This window comes from Flavobacterium sp. 11, from assembly GCF_002754315.1.
Lineage (GTDB): Bacteria > Bacteroidota > Bacteroidia > Flavobacteriales > Flavobacteriaceae > Flavobacterium > Flavobacterium algoritolerans.
Map to the genome: position 1 here is coordinate 1,253,926 of NZ_PEFE01000001.1, position 19,163 is coordinate 1,273,088.

At 36.2% G+C, this 19,163-nt stretch carries 15 protein-coding genes; 5 read left to right on the forward strand and 10 right to left on the reverse strand.

The features are described 5' to 3' along the window. Position 1: 1 nt before the first annotated feature. The 6 genes from CLV00_RS05465 to CLV00_RS05490 form a co-directional block, all read right to left on the reverse strand. Positions 2-358 (reverse strand): hypothetical protein, encoded by a 357-nt coding sequence (locus tag CLV00_RS05465; RefSeq protein ID WP_099714186.1) that lies wholly within the window; start codon positions 356-358, stop codon positions 2-4. Positions 359-508: 150 nt separating this feature from the next. Continuing rightward, positions 509-1,777, reverse strand: a complete 1,269-nt coding sequence (locus CLV00_RS05470; RefSeq protein WP_099714187.1) for an MFS transporter — start codon at positions 1,775-1,777, stop codon at positions 509-511. A 10-nt stretch (positions 1,778-1,787) separates the two neighbouring features. Continuing rightward, the gene (gene recJ / locus CLV00_RS05475; RefSeq protein ID WP_099714188.1) at positions 1,788-3,488 is read right to left on the reverse strand and encodes a single-stranded-DNA-specific exonuclease RecJ; all 1,701 of its coding nucleotides are present in this window, start codon (positions 3,486-3,488) and stop codon (positions 1,788-1,790) included. 103 nt (positions 3,489-3,591) lie between these two features. Beyond that, positions 3,592-3,936: a HopJ type III effector protein gene (locus tag CLV00_RS05480; protein WP_099714189.1), complete on the reverse strand. Its 345-nt coding sequence runs from the start codon at positions 3,934-3,936 to the stop codon at positions 3,592-3,594. A 14-nt stretch (positions 3,937-3,950) separates the two neighbouring features. Then, the gene (rsmI, locus tag CLV00_RS05485; RefSeq protein WP_099714190.1) at positions 3,951-4,664 is read right to left on the reverse strand and encodes a 16S rRNA (cytidine(1402)-2'-O)-methyltransferase; all 714 of its coding nucleotides are present in this window, start codon (positions 4,662-4,664) and stop codon (positions 3,951-3,953) included. A gap of 76 nt (positions 4,665-4,740) precedes the next feature. Next, a complete protein-coding gene (locus CLV00_RS05490) occupies positions 4,741-5,721 on the reverse strand; it encodes a hypothetical protein (RefSeq protein WP_099714191.1) in 981 nt (326 codons plus the stop codon). A gap of 244 nt (positions 5,722-5,965) precedes the next feature. Here CLV00_RS05490 and CLV00_RS05495 point away from each other — a divergent pair, with 244 nt between their 5' ends. Further along, positions 5,966-6,559 carry a thymidine kinase gene (locus tag CLV00_RS05495; protein ID WP_099714192.1) on the forward strand — a complete coding sequence of 198 codons (594 nt, stop codon included), beginning with the start codon at positions 5,966-5,968 and terminating at the stop codon, positions 6,557-6,559. Between the two features lie 193 nt (positions 6,560-6,752). On the opposite strand, the gene rpoN is transcribed toward CLV00_RS05495, so the two are convergent. Next, positions 6,753-8,219 carry an RNA polymerase factor sigma-54 gene (gene rpoN / locus CLV00_RS05500; RefSeq protein ID WP_099714193.1) on the reverse strand — a complete coding sequence of 489 codons (1,467 nt, stop codon included), beginning with the start codon at positions 8,217-8,219 and terminating at the stop codon, positions 6,753-6,755. 80 nt (positions 8,220-8,299) lie between these two features. Continuing rightward, positions 8,300-9,736, reverse strand: coding sequence for an asparagine--tRNA ligase (gene asnS, locus CLV00_RS05505; RefSeq protein ID WP_099714194.1), 1,437 nt, complete (start codon positions 9,734-9,736; stop codon positions 8,300-8,302). Between the two features lie 325 nt (positions 9,737-10,061). Between asnS and CLV00_RS05510 the strand changes: the two genes are divergently transcribed. After that, the gene (locus CLV00_RS05510; RefSeq protein ID WP_099714195.1) at positions 10,062-10,517 is read left to right on the forward strand and encodes a hypothetical protein; all 456 of its coding nucleotides are present in this window, start codon (positions 10,062-10,064) and stop codon (positions 10,515-10,517) included. 271 nt (positions 10,518-10,788) lie between these two features. Continuing rightward, entirely contained in the window at positions 10,789-11,247 is a 459-nt protein-coding gene (locus CLV00_RS05515; protein ID WP_091166166.1) for an RNA methyltransferase, read from the forward strand. Between the two features lie 131 nt (positions 11,248-11,378). On the opposite strand, the gene CLV00_RS05520 is transcribed toward CLV00_RS05515, so the two are convergent. Further along, on the reverse strand, positions 11,379-13,796 hold the full coding sequence (locus CLV00_RS05520; RefSeq protein WP_099714196.1) for an RND family transporter: 2,418 nt from the start codon (positions 13,794-13,796) through the stop codon (positions 11,379-11,381). Positions 13,797-13,994: 198 nt separating this feature from the next. On the opposite strand from CLV00_RS05520, the gene CLV00_RS05525 reads away from it, so the two are divergent. Both CLV00_RS05525 and CLV00_RS05530 read left to right on the forward strand, forming a co-directional pair. Beyond that, on the forward strand, positions 13,995-16,265 hold the full coding sequence (locus tag CLV00_RS05525; RefSeq protein ID WP_099716244.1) for a cation:proton antiporter: 2,271 nt from the start codon (positions 13,995-13,997) through the stop codon (positions 16,263-16,265). A 1-nt stretch (position 16,266) separates the two neighbouring features. Beyond that, positions 16,267-16,596, forward strand: a complete 330-nt coding sequence (locus tag CLV00_RS05530) for a multidrug efflux SMR transporter (RefSeq protein WP_099714197.1) — start codon at positions 16,267-16,269, stop codon at positions 16,594-16,596. On the opposite strand, the gene CLV00_RS05535 is transcribed toward CLV00_RS05530, so the two are convergent. Then, on the reverse strand, positions 16,593-19,091 hold the full coding sequence (locus CLV00_RS05535; protein WP_099714198.1) for a DUF5686 family protein: 2,499 nt from the start codon (positions 19,089-19,091) through the stop codon (positions 16,593-16,595). The genes CLV00_RS05530 and CLV00_RS05535 overlap by 4 nt on opposite strands. Positions 19,092-19,163 lie beyond the last annotated feature (72 nt).

The following is a 19,163-nucleotide window of genomic DNA, read 5'->3' on the forward strand; positions in this document are numbered from 1 at the left end:
CTCAATTCATTCCCTCTCCATACAAATATTCATCCAGATTTATTTTAAACAAAGTCCCTTCCACCAAGTCTTTTACGGCATCTAATTCTTCCATGGAAACAGCTAAATCAATTTGGGAACAAGGCGTTTTTAGTAAAAATTTGTGACATTTGTTTTTCAGTTCACAATCCTCGCAACATTTATTTTGGGAATAGCTGTCCTCAATACAGCGCTTAAATAGTTGCAGTTCCTGTTGGGTAAAATAAAAACCCATTTCTCTAAAAACCAGTTGGACTTTGTCCAATACAATGCCATTATCCTTTCTCCAGTAAAAAGAAGTACCTAAATTGTTATGATATATTTGTTTTATTTCTTGCATCTGTCATCAGTTTGAAACAAATATAAGTATTATTTATATTTATTCTAAATAATAAAACATAAAAAAGACATAAAAAAAAGTCGGTATGTAATCCTGAGATTATTTTACCGACGGGCTATAGGAAGTGTTTTTTTCTAAAAAATCTATTTATTACTCGCTCTTTTCGTGTTCTTCAATATCTTTTTGTAAGTCCAGTTTTCTAAAAGTAGGCGATACGGCTCCGGTTAGAAATACGGTTATCAGTGTCATGCTGCCGCCAAAGACCACTGCGCTAACAGTTCCCATCAGCTTTGCAGTTAATCCGCTTTCAAAAGCACCTAATTCATTAGAGGAACCTACAAATATAGAATTTACAGCGGCAACTCGGCCTCGCATATGATCGGGAGTTTTCAATTGCAAAATAGTTTGGCGTATCACCACCGAAATTCCGTCGAAAACACCGCTTAAAAATAAAGCAATAACTGATAACCAAAAAATCGACGAAAGTCCAAAAACGATAATACAAATCCCAAACGCAAAAATTGCCGACAGCAGTTTCATACCCGCATTTTTAGTAAAAGGAATATAAGCGGAGATTATCAGCATTAAAAAAGCTCCAACAGCAGGAGCGGCTCTCAAAACACCAAATCCCTGCGGTCCCACTTTTAAAATATCTTGTGCAAAAATGGGTAACAAAGCAACGGCTCCACCAAAAAGAACGGCAATCATATCCAATGATAAAGCGCCTAAAATCGTCTTATTGTTGAAAACAAATTTTACACCTTCTTTCAAACTTTCCATAATAGGTTCCCCAATTTTTGGATTCAAAATAGGCTTCGTTGCAATTTGGGTTAAAGCGATTAACGCAAAAAGTGAACATCCCAAAACGATGGACATTGACCAGTGAACGCCAATCCAATTGATGGAAAAACCGGCTACTGCAGGTCCTAAAACCGAACTTATTTGCCATACGGAACTGCTCCATGTGGCAGCATTGGGATATATTTTTTTAGGAACAATCAATGCCAAAAGAGAAAATATCGTCGGGCCAAGAAAAGCACGGACCAATCCTCCTAGAAACACGAAAAAGTAAATGGAGTATAAAATAGTTTGGGTAGAAAAATCTTTGATAAACGGTGGCCACGTAAATAAAAACAAGCCCAAACTAATGATTGAAAACCCTAAAATGCATTTGAAAAGCAATCCTTTTTTCTCCTTTTGATCAACAATGTGTCCGGCAAATAATGCCATCGAAATAGCTGGAATGACTTCCATTAATCCAATGATTCCTAACGATAACGGATTTTTGGTCAAACTGTATACTTCCCATTCAATCACGATAAACTGCATCGACCAGCCAAAAACCATGGCAAAACGCAATAATAAAAAAATGTTGAATTCTTTATAGCGCAGGGCCGAGTATGGGTCATTTTTTTTCATAGCAACAGAATCATTGTTTAATATCTCGCAATCGCAATTGCAAACTTAATTTACCTTTCCATTCGTTTTCATCAATGCAATACACGGCTTGAAAAGGTTTTTGATGGGTAGTCAGTTCGATTTTGTTTCCCAAATTAAAACCAATTGCAGCGATGCCTTCGGTCCCGAGGCTTCGGGATTGTTTAACAAAAAGTTTTAAATGTTCGTCTTCTTGTCCAAGCGGTTTTCCATAACCGGTATCTTTGATGTTTTTGGTCAGGAAAATTGGAGTCATATTTTGTGGGCCGTACGGTTCAAATTGTTTCAGGATTCTAATTAATTTTGGGGTAATATCCACAAAATCAATTTCGGCATCAACCGCAATTTCTGGAGTCAACATATCCGGATGAATGGTTCTTTCGACTTCTTTTTCGAAAGCATCTTTGAAGATTTGATAGTTTTCTTCCTTCAACGTCATTCCCGCAGCATACATGTGACCACCAAATTGTTCCAAATGTTCGGTACAGGCTTCGAGTGCATTATAGACATCAAATCCTTTTACGGAACGTGCCGAAGCAGCATATTTGTCCCCGCTTTTGGTAAAAACAAGTGTCGGACGATAATAGGTTTCAATCAATCTTGAAGCGACAATTCCAATCACTCCTTTGTGCCAATCTTCTTGAAAAACTACGGAAGTAAAACGCTCTTTTTCATTGTTTTCCTCAATTTGTTTTAACGCTTCTTTGGTGATTAATTTGTCTAAATCTTTTCGCTCCGAATTATACGCCTCGATTTCTGAAGCAAATTGTTGGGCTTGCTCAAAATCAAATTCGGTTAATAATTCCACTGCATGATTCCCGTGTTTGATGCGTCCGGCAGCGTTTATTCTGGGTGCGATGATGAAAACAACATCGGTAATATCTAAGGTTTGTTTTTTTATTTGGTGAATGATGGCTTTGATTCCTGGTCTTGGGTCAGAATTGATGACTTGCAATCCAAAATAAGCCAACACTCGATTCTCTCCGGTCATCGGGACGATATCAGCAGCAATTGCAACCGAAACTAAATCCAGATACGGAATCAAATCATCGATTGTCTGGTTTCTATTTTTCCCCAATGCCTGAATCAACTTGAAGCCTATTCCGCAACCGCATAATTCATCATAAGGATAAGTGCAATCGTCTCGTTTTGGGTCGAGAACGGCAACGGCTTCAGGTAAAAAATCTCCCGGTCTGTGGTGATCACAAATGATAAAATCGATGTTTCGCTCTTTGGCGTAAGCCACATGATCGATAGACTTTATACCGCAATCTAAAGCAATGATGAGTGAAAATCCATTGTCATCAGCAAAGTCAATTCCCTTAAAAGATATTCCATAACCTTCGTCATAACGATCGGGAATGTAGGTCGCCACGTTTGGATAATAGGTTTTTAAATAGGAAGAAACGAGTGAAACTGCGGTGGTTCCATCTACATCATAATCGCCAAAAACAAGAATATTTTCCTCGTTTTCAATTGCTTTTTCGATTCGGGCGACGGCTTTTTCCATATCTTTCATCAAATATGGATCATGCAAATCTTCTAAACTTGGGCGAAAAAACCGTTTGGCATCTTCAAAAGTTTCGATGCCGCGTTGCACTAATAAAGTGGCCACAAAATCCTCCACATTCAAAGCTTTCGCCAAATTTTTCACGGTATCTTCGGAAGGTTTTGATTTAAGGGTCCAACGCATATTGGTTTGGGATTATAAAAATTAGGAATTCGAAAAAGTAACTACCGCTAATTCCGTTAATTATGTCTGTCGATTTAATTTACGAATTAGCGTTTTAACTTTTTTATTTCAATACTAAAGCACTACCGTAAAATGCGATTCCATCCCAACCGGTTTTCATGAAATTGCGAATGTTTTGATGATCAGTTCCGTTTGGATTTTTTAAAACATCTTCGTAATAATATGCTCCAAAACAAGCTAATGTTTCTGCTTCTGATAGGTTTTGAATTTCGGCGAAAGCAAATAGTTTACAGGAACCTGAATTTTCTCCAGCTGCATTGTGTTGCAAACCGTTCTCAAATGCCGTTGGAGTAAAGTCGTAGTTTTCTTCAATTGTTGCAATGGTTTCTGCAAAAGCGATGGATTCTGGTGTCTGCTTTAATTTCTCTAAAAAGGATTCTAAATTCATGGTGTTTTTATAGGTTATTCTTCTTCCGAAAATTTACTTTTTTTAGGTTCTTTAGTGATTGTTTTTCCGCTGACTACGACGACAATTTCTCCTCTTGGCGCTATTTTATCAAAATGAGCGACCACTTCTTTAACTGTTCCGCGAACATTTTCTTCGTGCAGTTTGGATAATTCTCTGGAAACCGATATTTGACGGTCTTCGCCAAAATAGGTGATGAATTCCGCTAAAGTTTTCACTAATTTATGGGGAGAAACATATAAAATCATCGTTCTTGTTTCTTCCGCTAATGCTAAATATCGGGTTTGACGTCCTTTTTTGTCAGGCAAAAATCCTTCGAAAACAAATTTGTCATTAGGTAAGCCGCTGTTGACTAATGCCGGAACAAATGCTGTTGCACCAGGCAAACATTCTACGTCAATTCCGTTTTCAACGCAAGCGCGAGTCAATAAAAAACCCGGATCCGAAATGGCAGGCGTTCCCGCATCGGATATCAAGGCGATATTTTCTCCGGCTTTCAATCTCGAAATTAAATTCTCGATGGTTTTGTGTTCGTTGTGCATGTGATGGCTGTACATGTGTGTGCCAATCTCGAAATGCTTCAACAATTTTCCGCTCGTACGCGTGTCTTCGGCGAGAATCAAATCGACTTCCTTAAGAATCCGAATCGCTCGAAAAGTCATATCTTCGAGATTGCCGATAGGCGTAGGAACGATGTATAATTTTGACATAGATAAAATAATTAAATACAAATTCTATAGAAAATCTGTATTTGTTCAAATGTATATTCAGAAAGTTTAAGGAAGTTTACAAGAATTTCTTCTCTATAATATCCATAAAACGTTCCTCATATTCTTGTTTTCCTTCCCAGTTATTGTAGTCCGGTTTTACCATTTCCTGAATAAAATCTCTGGTTTCGTAGAACGTATCAAACGTGATTAATTGATTTAAAACGCGGTTGTAATCTTCGCTGCTGTTTCCAAAAAGGTGTTTTATAAAAGCAATGCGATCATTCAAATCGATGTTGATTCCTTTGGCTAATTTTTCGTTCAGCGAAACTGTTTTTGGTTCAACAGCTTCTTCTTTGACAGGTAATACTTTTTCTTCCTCCGCAACGATTTCTTTTGGAGTTTCGATTACTACTGCAGTGGGAATATTTTCAATTTGTTGCACTTTTACAAACTGGGTGTCATGGTAATTTCCGCCCAATAAATCTTCGAAAGAAATTTGTACCGGTTCCATTTTCTTTGGAGCTTCCACTTCCGTTTCTACTTCCTCCTCTTGAGATAATTCAAAAGCCGGAGTGAACGCTGTCGTTTCAGGTGCTGAAGTTTCTTTTTCCTCCACAACTATTTCTTCCTCAATAATGGCTTCTTCTTTTTCTTCTTCCGGAGTTACTTCTTCATTAGAAATTGTCTCTTCCAAAGGAACTTCAACAGTTTCTTCTTCCACAATATTTGTTTCAGATTCAGATTCATCAGCAGTTGTTGTTGCTTGTTCCAAAGGCGTTTCAGCAATTTCTTCGACAACAGTTTCTTCGATTACTGCTTTAGCTTCCGGTTGAACCGATTCTGTTTTATCAAAAATGGATTCAATTTTCTGCTCTATTTCAGCAGCGCCAATAGTTGGTTTCGCCTCACTAAAGTGCTCGTCTACAAATCGTAAGACAGAAAGTTTTTCATATAATTTCTGCGTTTCCAGATATAATTGATTGATGTCAGATTTATTTTTTAATTGTAATATTCTGTGTGCAATGCTGATTAAATCGGCTTCCAATTTTTTTTTCATAACTTTTGAAATTATAGTGTGTTAGGCGGGTCTTTTTAATAAATATCTTCCTATTTTTATTTAGCATAAGGAAGAAGGAACCTTTGCTCGCATGATTTTATTTTTTAAATAAGAGCTCGCGAATCTCCGATTCAATAAAAATGTTATACTTTTGAAACGACGTAAAAGTATAAAATTTTTAAGTCGGTTTTATCCATTACAAAGTAATAAAAACTATTCATTTTTTAAGTCAGAAAAATACAAAATGTTTCTCGAAAATACAGTAAATCATAAAGAACAATTTGGTTGGATCGAAGTCATTTGTGGCTCCATGTTTTCGGGTAAAACCGAGGAATTGATCCGTCGTTTGAAAAGAGCGCAGTTTGCCAAGCAAAAAGTAGAAATTTTCAAACCGGCAATCGATACGCGCTATGATGATGAAATGGTCGTATCGCACGATGCCAATGAAATCCGTTCTACGCCCGTTCCTGCTGCCGCAAATATTGCTATTTTGGCGCAAGGTTGTGATGTCGTAGGAATTGACGAAGCACAATTTTTTGATGACGAAATTGTCAAAATTTGTAATGATTTGGCCAATCAGGGAATACGAGTAATTGTTGCCGGATTAGATATGGATTTCAAAGGAAATCCTTTTGGTCCGATGCCCGCATTAATGGCAACTGCCGAATATGTTACCAAAGTACATGCCGTGTGTACCCGCACCGGAAATTTGGCGAATTACAGTTTCCGAAAAACTGACAATGATAAACTGGTCATGTTAGGCGAAACCGAAGAATACGAGCCGTTAAGCCGTGCCGCTTATTATCATGCGATGAAGAAGGATCAGGAGAAAAAATAGAAATCCTCTCCTCTCCCGACGCTTCGGGACTCTCCGAAGGAAAGGGAGCTGAGACAGGATTGAAATATTAAAGTTTTGAAAATTAAAAACCCTTTCAGAGTTTAGAACTCCGAAAGGGTTTGTCTTTTTATAAAATCATTTTTTAGCAACACTAAATCTTAAATCGTTAATCAGCATTCTAAAATCAACATTCTTACATTTTCTTCCTCATTCTCGCTACCGGAATATCGAGTTGTTCCCTGTATTTTGCAATGGTTCTTCTCGCGATTGGATAGCCTTTTTCTTTAAGAATTTCGGCTAGTTGATCGTCTGGAAGTGGTTTTTTCTTGTCTTCTTCCTCAATAGTGTTCTGGAGAATTTTTTTGATTTCCAATGTCGAAACATCTTCACCTTGGTCATTTTTCATCGCTTCCGAGAAGAATTCTTTAATCAGTTTCGTGCCATAAGGCGTTTCTACATATTTGCTGTTCGCAACACGTGAAATTGTCGAAATATCAAGACCCACCATATCGGCAATGTCTTTCAGAATCATCGGTTTCAACTTGGTTTCATCACCATCCAGAAAATATTCTTCCTGATAATGCATAATCGCATTCATGGTTACATAAAGTGTTTCCTGACGTTGGCGAATCGCATCGATAAACCATTTAGCCGAATCCAGTTTTTGTTTGATAAACTGCACCGCATCTTTTTGCTGCGCTGATTTATCTCTGGAATCCTTATAGGTTTGCATCATTTCCTGATAATCTTTGGAAACGTGCAGGGAAGGAGCATTTCGCCCGTTTAAGGTAAGTTCCAGTTCGCCGTCCACAATTCTGATGGCAAAATCAGGAACTACATTTTCCGTTACTTTGTTGTTTCCGGTAAACGACCCGCCTGGTTTTGGATTCAGTTTTTCTATTTCGTGAATCGCTTTTTTAAGTTGCTCATTCGAAACATTGTATTTTTGTAACAGCTTGTCGTAATGTTTTTTGGTAAACGCATCAAACTGATTTTCGATAATATCAGTGGCTAGCTCTACGTATTCCGTTGGTGTTTTGTGTTTCAATTGCAACAATAAACATTCTTGCAAATCACGCGCTCCCACACCGGATGGTTCCAGTTCATGAATCACCTGCAGCATTTTCTCCACCATTTTTTCATCGGTGTAAATGCCTTGTGTAAACGCCATGTCGTCTACCATATCTGGAACGCTTCTGCGGATATAGCCCATGTCATCAATACTTCCTACCAGAAATTCGGCAATTTCCCGCTCTTCATCATTCAGGATAAAAGTATTCAACTGATTGATTAAATCCTGATGAAAACTTACTGGCGCAGCAAAAGGCGTTTCGCGATCTTCATCGTCGTCACTGTAATTGTTGGCCTGTGTTTTATAATCTGGAGTTTCGTCGTTGCTTAAATATTCGTCAATGTTGATGTCTTCGGCTTCAATTCTATCTGATTCCGAATCATCATAATCGTCATAATCTTCGTTTTCGAACTCGTCCTTTTCATACTCATCTTCTTCTTTTCCGGCTTCCAAAGCTGGATTCTCGTTCATTTCTTCCAATAAACGTTGTTCGAAAGCTTGCGTAGGCAATTGAATTAACTTCATCAACTGAATTTGTTGAGGAGATAATTTCTGTGATAATTTTAAATTTAGAAATTGCTTTAGCATTAAGTTTAATCGTTTATTTGTTTAATCGTTTATTCGGGATGATCGGTTAAACAAATAAACGATTAACCGAATAAACCTTTTTAGAATTCCGCATTCATTGGTGTTCTAGGGAAAGGAATTACGTCACGAATGTTTGTCATTCCTGTTACAAATAATACCAATCTTTCGAATCCAAGTCCAAATCCTGAGTGAACCGCTGAACCGAATCGTCGAGTATCAAGATACCACCACAATTCTTCTTCATCAATTCCTAAGGCTTTCATTTTTTCAACCAAAACATCAAAACGCTCTTCTCTTTGAGATCCTCCCACGATTTCTCCAATTCCTGGGAAAAGGATATCCATCGCACGAACCGTTTTTCCGTCTTCGTTCAAACGCATGTAAAATGCTTTGATATTTGCCGGGTAATCAAACAAGATTACTGGACATTTAAAGTGTTTCTCCACCAAATAACGTTCGTGTTCTGATTGTAAATCAGCACCCCATTCGTTAATGATATAGTTGAATTTTTTCTTTTTATTTGGCGTACAATCTCTTAAAATATCAATTGCTTCGGTGTATGAAACACGCTTGAAATTGTTTTCCAAAACAAAGTTTAATTTGTCAAGCAAAGCCATTTCGCTTCTTTCAGCAACTGGTTTTGATTTCTCTTCGTCCAATAATCGCGTTTCTAAGAATTTCAAATCTTCCGGACATTTGTCCATCGTATATTTGATTACATACTGAATAAAATCTTCGGCCAAATCCATGTTGTCATTCAAATCATTGAAAGCCACTTCTGGCTCAATCATCCAAAATTCCGCAAGGTGGCGCGAAGTATTCGAGTTTTCCGCTCTAAAGGTTGGCCCAAAAGTATAAATCTGACCCAAAGCCATGGCGAAAGTTTCTCCTTCTAATTGTCCCGAAACCGTAAGGTTCGTTTCTTTCCCAAAGAAATCTTCTTTGTAATTCACTTTTCCGTCTTCTGTTCTTGGCGTTCCGTCAAATGGCAAAGCGGTAACTTTAAACATTTCACCAGCACCTTCAGCATCCGAACCCGTGATGATTGGCGTATTCACATACACAAAACCTTTCTCTTGAAAATAACTGTGAACCGCATACGACAATACCGAACGTACTCTCATAATTGCTCCAAACATATTGGTACGAACTCTTAAATGCGCATTTTCACGCAAGAAATCCAAGCTCGGTTTATTTTTTGGTTGTATCGGGAATTTCTCTGCATCTGAATCTCCAAGGATTTCTAGTTTAGCTACCTGAATTTCAAATTTTTGTCCGGCACCTTTACTTTCTACCAAAGTTCCTGTTACTGAAATCGCAGCTCCAGTTGTAATTCTCTTCAAGGTTTCGTCTGGCGTGTTCTCAAAATCGACAACACATTGTATATTATCAATGGTTGAACCATCGTTTAAGGCAATAAATTGATTGTTTCTAAAAGTTCTCACCCATCCTTTTGCATTCACTTCATGAAGCGTTGTTGTGCTGTTTAGTAAGTCTTTAACTTTTGTATGTCTCATTTTATGTATATAATTGATATTAAAAATTGTCTCGTGACTGAACTGCAAATATAAATGATTTGTTTGAAAAGTCATTGTAAGAAATAGGGTAATCAGGAGCTATTTCCCGCTATTCGCTATATCTTTTACTTTTTAAAGGAAAAAGTAAAAGGATGTCGCTATTATCGGGGCTAGGGAATAGTGGAATTATATTTTTTAAACGGATTTATTACTCATGCAAGTTTTTTAGGCACAATAATCAAGCTAGGTAATGTTGAAAATATTCTCTAGAATCATTTATGTGAGTTTTTAGCTATATTTGCGGATATTAAAAATAAAACTGACTTTGGAAAAATTTGAAATAGATGTAAAATGGGCGAGCTATTTTGTTATAGTTAATGTAATAGTTTCAAATGTAGTAGCTTTATTTGCTGTAGTTTTCTTTTCGTTAAGTTTTGAAGACAGGTATAATACAAAATTTGTGTCTAGTGTTCTTATATTGTTTTTTGTAATTCAGCTGTTTTATTTTGTTCGAAAAGCAATTAAAGAAAACAAAAAACATCAAACAATTAGAGCTTTTATAAAGGTGTCAATTTTTTTTCGTGTTTTGGGTTTTTATCTATACATTATTTTTTTGATTAATTATTCTCCTGTTTCTAGTTGGGACACCAACTTTGTTAATTTACAATGTAGAAAAAATGATCTTTCAGAATTTTTAATAGATGAGGATGAAATAAAAGATAATAAAAGTAATTGGTTGAATGATGTAGTAATCGCAATTAATAGAAGATTTAGCAAATAGAACATTTTGAAGAAATTTGTAATATTTTGTTTTTAAAACATAAAAAAATCCCGCCTTACTAGACGGAATTTTCAATTTTAGTGTAATAAAAATGTAACCCTGACAAATTGGATTAGACAATTTACTCTTTCGTCAAAGCGTCAATTTCGGTATCGCTTGGTTCGATGTCAATTTTGGGTTTTTTAAGTAAAAGTAGATGCTTCCCCAACTACAAGCTGCATAAATATTTTAAAAACTTGACAAACCTAGTAACAGTTTGTATTTTTGCCCTATGAACGACAATTTTGTAACAGAGTATTTTGGTATTGGAATTCAAAACGGTAAAACTCCTGAGAACTTGGGTGTATTATGGCGTACGGCACAAAACTTAGGGGCAAGTTATATATTTACCATAGGCAATCGCTACGCTAAACAGGCTTGCGATACGCACAATGCTGTAAAGTCAATTCCTTATTTTCATTATGAGTCGTTCGAAGACTTTTATAAAAACTTGCCAAAAGGTGCCCGATTAGTAGGTGTCGAATTAGATGAAAACGCAACTGATTTAGAAACTTTTGAACATCCAAGACGATGCGTATATCTATTGGGCGCTGAGGATAACGGACTATCAAAAGCAGCCATTGCCAAATGTCATTACCTCGTAAAATTCAAATCCGAAAAAAGTTTAAATGTATCTGTTGCAGGCAGCATTGTCCTTTACGATCGAGGACTTAATAAACCCAGATCATAAAAAAAGCTGTTTTTATGTCTTATTTTATATCTACTTTACAACTAATTCTGTCAGGGTTTTGAACCCTGACAGGATTGAAAAAGATTGTAGTGTAAAGCGGGAACGAACGAAGTAAACAGCGTCTAATTTTCTTATTTATTTTTTTCGAAATTGTCAATCTCCTCATCGGTATGTTCGATGATGTCAATTTTTGGTTCGATGAATTCCTGTTCGTTTGCCAATGTTTTATTCAACGTCAATACCAAAGCCGGCAATAACATCAAATTCGACAGCATTCCGAACAATAATGTCAACGAAATCAATCCGCCAAGAGCAATTGTTCCTCCAAAACTGGACAACATAAATACCGAAAACCCGAAAAATAACACGATAGAAGTATAAAACATGCTCAAACCGGCATCTGTAAATGTGGCGTAAACAGACTTGCGGATTTTCCAGTTGTTTTTCTTTAATTCCTCGCGGTATTGCGCCAAAAATCGAATCGTATCATCTACCGAAAGTCCAAACGCAATCCCGAAAACCAAAATCGTTGATGGTTTCAGCGGAATATCCAGAAAGCCCATAATTCCTGCCGTTAGCAACAACGGCAATAAATTCGGGATAATAGAAACCAGTACCATTTTGAACGAACGGAACATAAACGCCACCAAAAGTGAGGTTAGGAAAAAGGCAAAAACCAAAGAGGAAAGCAAATTATCCAGCAGGTAACCGGTTCCTTTTTGGAAAACCAATGCTTTTCCGGTAATGCTAACGTTGTATTGACTTGGTGGAAAAAGCTTATCTGCTTTTTTACGAATTTCAGCTTCAATTTTGGCAATATTATCGCCGTTTTCATCGCGCATAAAAGTTGTGATTCGGGCAAATTGTCCAGTAGAATCCACATAACTTTTCATCAGATTGTCTTTCGAGTTTTTTGTGGCATTTTTAGCATATGACAAAATAAACGACTGTTCCTGTGACGTCGGCAATTCATAATATTCCGGATTTCCGTTGTAGTATGCTTGCTTGGAATATTTAACCAAATTGACAATGGAAATGGGTTTTGATAGTTCCGGGATTTCGTCAATGGTTTCCTCGAGTTCTTCCATTCGCCTCAGCGTAGACAATCTCATGACTCCTTTTTTACGTTTGGTGTCAATCATGATTTCCAGCGGCATAACACCATCAAATTCTTTTTCGAAGAAAACAATATCTTCAAAAAAGGCTTCTTTTTTAGGCATGTCTTCAATCAAACTGCCGGAAATACGCATTTCATAGATTCCGATAATACTAATTACTAAAAGTAGAATTGCAACGACGTAAATCGAAAAGCGATTGTATTTTACGTTTCTCAGAATCCAATCCATGAAAACCTTAACATAATTTCGGTCTAAATGCTCAATGTGGCGCTCTTTTGGCGCTGGAATATAACTGTGAAAAATAGGGATAACAATGATACACAAAAAGAAAAGTGCCATAATATTGATGGAAGTCACCACCCCAAATTCTAATAACAATTGATTATTTGAAGCGACAAACGTAGCAAAACCAATAGCTGTGGTAAGATTTGTCATTAGTGTTGCCATTCCCACTTTGGTAGTAACACGCTGTAAGGCTTTGGCTTTATTGTGGTGAACTTTGTATTCCTGATGGTATTTATTGGTCAGGAAAATACAATTCGGAATTCCGATTACGATGATTAATGAAGGAACTAAAGCCGTTAAAACCGTGATTTCGTAATTCAATAATCCTAAAAATCCAAAGGACCACATCACGCCGATAATAACAATTACCATTGATATTAAGGTGGCTCTAAAACTTCTAAAAAAGAAGAAGAAAAGCAATGAAGTGACTAATAATGAGGCGCCAATGAAGATGCTTATTTCATCTGTAATGGTTTTTGCATTCAGCGTTCGGATGTAAGGCATTCCCGAAACACGCAGGTCGATTCCGGTTTCTTTTTCGAATGTTTCGACTGCAGGAACTAATTTATCAAGAACAAAATCTTTTCGGGCCGCCGTGTTTACAATTTTTTTATCCATGTAAACGGCTGAACGTATGCTTCCCGATCTTTTGTTGAAAAGCAATCCTTCGTAAAACGGTAAATCATTGAAAAGTTCTTTCCTTATTTTTTGAAGATAGGCTGGATCAACGGTTTTGCTTTGGTCCACAAAAGGAACCAATTCAAAGGTTGCCAACGAATCATTTTTTTGTAATTTCTTTAAGTCATTTAATGAAATTACTAAATCTACCGCTTGGTCTCCTTTCAGGGTATTCATCAGTTTACTCCAGGAAGCATAAGCTTTTGGGGTAAATATGGCATTGTCTTTTACACCTATGATGACTAGATTTCCTTCTTCACCAAATTTATTTAAAAAGGCATTGTACTGAATGTTTACAATATTGTCATCCGGTAATAAATTGGCTTCGGTAAAGGTGAAGTGGATATTCTTCCATTGCATTGCTAAAAGAGCTGTTATCGCTACAATAATGGATAACATCAAAATTCTATTTCTAAGGACAATTCGGGCTATTAATTCCCAAAATCCTAAACTAAACCACTTAATCATAATTCATATTTAACGGCGGTAAAGGTAGTCAAAACCGCTATAAATCATTTGTTTTAACTAAAACTTTTTGTTGTTGTATGGGACTGATTATGCCGGTTTTTTATTTTACAATTAAATAATTTTGTGGGATATAAATTATACATTTGAATTTCTCATCTTTGTTTTTTTAGAGTTGAGCATGAATACATAAAAATGGATATGAAGAATTATAAAAATACATTGTTTTATTTAGGTGTAACAGGTGGTTTCACTGCATTAATGTATTGGATTATTAGTAAAGGAAAAAAATTAGAAGCAAGTGAAGTTATTGTAACGCCTGAAAGCGGAAACGGTTCTTGGGGTGATTTTATAGCTTCTATGCAACATAATTTTCAGGATCCTTTAGCCATCCTTTTGGCACAAATTATAACGATAATACTTGTTGCCCGAGTTTTTGGTTGGATTTTCAAGAAAATTGGACAACCATCAGTAATCGGGGAGATTATTGCGGGAATTGTTCTTGGACCGTCCTTATTGGGATTGTATTTTCCTGAATTTTCCGGGGCATTATTCCCGGCTGAATCCTTAGGAAATTTAAAATTTTTGAGTCAGATAGGATTGATACTTTTTATGTTCGTCATAGGAATGGAACTCGATTTGAAAGTGCTGAAAAACAAAGCTAATGAAGCGGTGGTAATCAGTCATGCCAGTATCGTTATCCCTTTTGCACTTGGGATTGGATTGGCTTATTTTGTTTACAATCGATTTGCTCCCGAAGGAGTGAAATTCCTTGCTTTCAGTTTGTTTATGGGAATAGCCTTGAGTATTACTGCTTTCCCGGTTTTAGCAAGAATTGTTCAGGAACGAGGAATTCATAAAACAAAATTAGGAGCTATTGTCATTACGTGCGCCGCTGCCGATGATATTACCGCTTGGTGTATTCTGGCCGTGGTAATTGCTATTGTAAAAGCGGGAACTTTCGTCAGTTCATTATACATTATTATGTTGGCAGTACTTTATGTTGTTGCCATGATTTTTATTGTAAAACCATTTTTGAAAAGAATTGGGGATTTGTATGGTTCAAAAGACACTATAATCAAACCGGTTGTAGCTATCTTTTTCCTGGTACTGATTCTTTCGTCCTATGCTACTGAAGTTATTGGGATTCATGCACTTTTTGGAGCGTTTATGGCGGGAGCTATTATGCCGGATGTTCCAAAATTCAGAACGATATTCATAGAAAAAGTAGAGGATGTTGCGTTGATACTTTTACTGCCTTTGTTTTTTGTTTTCACGGGTTTGAAAACAGAAATTGGCCTTATTAATGATCCTTACTTATGGAAAGTTACCGGTTTTATTATTTTGGTAGCCGTAGTGGGAAAATTTTTAGGAAGTGCTTTAGCAGCCAAATTCGTAGGACAGAATTGGCGAGACAGTTTGACTATTGGCGCCTTGATGAACACCAGAGGACTGATGGAATTGATTGTTTTAAACATCGGTTTAGAACTTAAAGTTTTAACTCCCGAAGTGTTTACAATGATGGTAATCATGGCTTTGGTTACTACTTTTATGACGGGACCTGCTTTGGATTTAATCAATTATATTTTTAAAACTAAAGATGGTGTTGAAATTATTGAACAAACAAACCATAATAAATATCGAATTTTAATTTCATTCGGGAACAACGAAAAAGGAAAATCCTTGTTGCGATTGGCCAATAGTTTAATAAAAAGGCAAAAAAACACTTCCAGTATTACCGTGATGCATCTATCTTTAAGTGATGAGGTGCATACTTTTAACATGGAAGACAAAGAAAAAAATAGTTTTTACCCTATTGTTGAAGAATCTCACCTACTTAAACAGGATATTACCACCATTTTTAAAGCAACGATGGATATTGAAACCGAGATTGCCGATGTTGCCAATCAAGGGGATTATGATTTACTGCTGATAGGTTTGGGAAAATCAATATTTGAAGGAACCATTCTTGGAAAAGTAATTGGTTTTACCACAAGAATAATCAATCCGGATCGATTGATTGATAAGTTCACCGGAAAAGAAGGGTTGTTTGAAAATTCCCCTTTTGACGAAAGAACCAGACAGATTATTTCTAAAACCAAGATGCCAATAGGGATTTTGATCGATAAAGATTTACAGCAAGTAAACCATGTTTTTATTCCAATTTTCAGCCCTGAGGATTCTTTTTTGATTGATTATGTGCAAAAATTAATTTACAACAACAATTCTAAAATTATTCTGTTAGATGTAAATGGGCATCTTACAACTAATTTTGTGATGAACAGCGCTATAGATTCTTTGGAACAAAAACATCCAAACAATATTAGTTTGATAACCAATAAAATAATTAAAAAGGAATTTTTGGATCAACAGGATTTAATGTTAATCAGTCTTGAAAGCTGGAAAGAACTCGTTGATTCCAGAAGTACTTGGTTGAGCGGCGTTCCTTCGGTATTAATTATAAAGCATTAACATGAACTGGATTTTATTGATTATCGGCGGTCTTTTTGAAGTAGGTTTCGCGACTTGTTTGGGCAAAGCCAAAGAAAGTTCAGGAACGACATCAACATTATGGTTGGGCGGATTCTTAATATGTTTGACAATAAGTATGGTGTTGCTTTACAAAGCCACACAAACATTGCCTATTGGAACGGCTTATGCGGTTTGGACAGGAATTGGGGCAGTAGGAACAGTTCTTGTTGGAATTTTTGTATTTAAAGAACCGGCCGATTTCTGGCGAATATTTTTCATTACCACTTTGATCAGTTCTATTATTGGTTTGAAATTTGTTTCGAGCCATTAAAGTCCCAGATTAAGGACGAAACTTATTTTTACCGCAATATTATCTTGAAATTTACTCAGCTGGTTTGGACCGTATCGGTAAAATCCGCCTAATCCCAAGCCATTATAAATTTGGTTTAACTCTATTCCAGATTCGAAATAACCTTTGTCCAAGGTTTTGTAATCCAATCCGACATGTTGTTCCGGTTTGCGTAAATTTCCCCAAGCCATTCTGGAAACAAGAACTAAGGAAGGTTTTACTTTTTTGAATAATGTTACGCGGCTAAAACCATGTTTGAATTGAAAATAAGCGTATTCACTGGAGAAAAATTCATTGAAAAACATGGTTTCAAAACTGTTTTTTCCTGCAAAAGTGATTCTCTGCATGATGGTTTCTTTGGTAATATTATTAGGAGACGTATTGTATAAATGTGTCAGCGGTACATCACCAAGAGCATAACCGGCTTCGAAAAGTAGACTTGTTTTTTGCCCGTTTAAATATTTCTTTTCATACTCTGTTTTGAAATCAAATTTGCTGAATTCAAAATCATTTTGCATAACCTTAGGCAGGGATTGTGTGTATTGAAAAGTGAATTTCGGGAAACGTTTTTCTACTTCAATTCGTCCCGTAGGCGTTTGCATGTAATCGCTGAATGGATTCCATCGTAAAGAAACCATTGCGGTTGTCATTACATAACTCGAGTATAATTTCTCGTTTAGGTTGAATATATAATTGAATTTTGGTTCTATTGCGGCACGGGAAAGTTCCCAGAAACTTTCTGTTTTCGGAATAATTTTGGTTTCTATAAATGTTTTCCAACTCACATAATTGTAAAATGTACTGATGTTTATCGGTCTTGGATCATAGATTTTGAACGCTTTTTTATCAATTGTAAACACGGTGCTTGCAATTTCCCGAACATCATCGGTATAGGAAACGCCAATCCAGGAATTGGAAAATTTGCCAACCCGAGTCGCCATTCCCAAATTGTATTTGAAATTCCCATCCTTAGTTCCATAAGCGGTGTAGCCTTCGATTCTGAATTTTTTTGAAAATTGTTCATTGGTGACTCCGCCAATTCCCAATCTGAATCCTTCGTAATTATTATAACTGAATAATTTACGTAAGTCTAAATCGAATTTTCCTATTGGTAAATATCCGTTGATGATTTTTCGACCAAAACGGATGCGGCTTTCAATTCGTTTTTTGGAAGAAATACTGTCCAATGCCAAATACGTTTTTTGGCTTCGACTGTCTAAGCTGTCTTTTCTGTAAGTGTTCCAAAAATGTTCTGGTTTGTTAATTGCATCGTCTTTGATTTCGATGTAAATCGCCGATTTTTTAATTTGTATCGGAATGTTATATTGAATTTCAAAATTATTCGTGTGCGAAAGCAAATAAGTAAAATCTGAAGCAACCTTTTTTCTTTCTTTAAAATCTTGTTCTACATCGCCATCAAATTGAATCGTTCCGCCAAGAATTTTTATATCGTCATCATTCTTGCCCTTTACAATTTTAAACGTTTTGTCTGTTGGAAACCATAATTTTTCATTGGGAATGTACTTGAAATCATGAATTCCGCTAATGTCAAGAACGCCTTTTATGCGCATTACCGCTTTGGCAACAGCAAAATTATTTTGGTCAATATAAAGTACACCTTCCAGTCCTGATGCTTTTCTTTTTTTCTTGTTTTTGAAGTAAATCATATAGGTGTTTCTGCCGTCAATGATAAGTGAATCCAAGAGTTTATAGTTGTAATCGTTTAGCGCATCATTGGCAATAGGACTGTTGTATTTGGTTTCAAAAAGTTCGTAACTGGAATCGTAAATAGAGAATGACTGTAAATTGAAAGCAATGATTTCATAAACAGGTTGCTTGAAACCAGCCATTTTGGTACCTAATATCGTTTCTTTTAATGTACTATTGGCAAATTGATATTGTGACACTTTTTCGGTTTGAAAAAGATGCTGTTGGCGTATGACGTCTTTAAATTTATAATCGGAAGAGTCAATTTTTGAGAATTGTTTCCCAATAGATTTTTGGACAAAAACAGAATCGATTCTTCCGTCAATAGAGTCAGGATTTGCGGTTACAATGAGTTTATTGTAGGATTTAAATTCAAAACTGCGGAGCTTTTTCTGTGGATTATTGTTATTCTTATTTTTGATTGTCTTCCTGATAATTGCCAAAGCCGGGTTTTCATTTGAAATTCTCACTTCATTCAAATTATCCGTTTTTTGGGAAAGAACAACCACATAATAATTTTTGTTTTTTTCAATGGCAATCCTAGCCTTGGTGAAACCAATATAAGAAATATCAAAAGCTGTAAAGGGAATTGCTGTTGCGATACTAAACTTTCCATCTACATCAGAGATGGTATTTAGGCCATTATTTGTAGTAATGGTGGCAAACGGCAACGGTTTGTTGGTGTTAGATTCTTTCACAATTCCATTTACCTGAAATTGCGCCTGTAGCGAAAGCGTTAAAAAAAAGAAGAACAAACACAATTGCTTCATAAATAGGGTTTACTGCAAAACGGGTATAATCTCGTTTTGGTATCGCAAAAATAACAATAAAAAAATCCGTCT

What these genes read in the sequence shown, in the direction of transcription:
- CLV00_RS05515 (WP_091166166.1), top strand. Translation starts at nt 10,789, where the DNA reads ATGAACGACAATTTTGTAACAGAGTATTTTGGTATTGGAATTCAAAAC.
- CLV00_RS05480 (WP_099714189.1), bottom strand. Translation starts at nt 3,936, where the DNA reads ATGAATTTAGAATCCTTTTTAGAGAAATTAAAGCAGACACCAGAATCC.
- CLV00_RS05525 (WP_099716244.1), top strand. Translation starts at nt 13,995, where the DNA reads ATGAAGAATTATAAAAATACATTGTTTTATTTAGGTGTAACAGGTGGT.
- rpoN (WP_099714193.1), bottom strand. Translation starts at nt 8,219, where the DNA reads ATGCTAAAGCAATTTCTAAATTTAAAATTATCACAGAAATTATCTCCT.
- rsmI (WP_099714190.1), bottom strand. Translation starts at nt 4,664, where the DNA reads ATGTCAAAATTATACATCGTTCCTACGCCTATCGGCAATCTCGAAGAT.
- CLV00_RS05530 (WP_099714197.1), top strand. Translation starts at nt 16,267, where the DNA reads ATGAACTGGATTTTATTGATTATCGGCGGTCTTTTTGAAGTAGGTTTC.
- CLV00_RS05535 (WP_099714198.1), bottom strand. Translation starts at nt 19,091, where the DNA reads ATGAAGCAATTGTGTTTGTTCTTCTTTTTTTTAACGCTTTCGCTACAG.
- recJ (WP_099714188.1), bottom strand. Translation starts at nt 3,488, where the DNA reads ATGCGTTGGACCCTTAAATCAAAACCTTCCGAAGATACCGTGAAAAAT.
- CLV00_RS05495 (WP_099714192.1), top strand. Translation starts at nt 5,966, where the DNA reads ATGTTTCTCGAAAATACAGTAAATCATAAAGAACAATTTGGTTGGATC.
- CLV00_RS05465 (WP_099714186.1), bottom strand. Translation starts at nt 358, where the DNA reads ATGCAAGAAATAAAACAAATATATCATAACAATTTAGGTACTTCTTTT.
- CLV00_RS05470 (WP_099714187.1), bottom strand. Translation starts at nt 1,777, where the DNA reads ATGAAAAAAAATGACCCATACTCGGCCCTGCGCTATAAAGAATTCAAC.
- asnS (WP_099714194.1), bottom strand. Translation starts at nt 9,736, where the DNA reads ATGAGACATACAAAAGTTAAAGACTTACTAAACAGCACAACAACGCTT.
- CLV00_RS05520 (WP_099714196.1), bottom strand. Translation starts at nt 13,796, where the DNA reads ATGATTAAGTGGTTTAGTTTAGGATTTTGGGAATTAATAGCCCGAATT.
- CLV00_RS05490 (WP_099714191.1), bottom strand. Translation starts at nt 5,721, where the DNA reads ATGAAAAAAAAATTGGAAGCCGATTTAATCAGCATTGCACACAGAATA.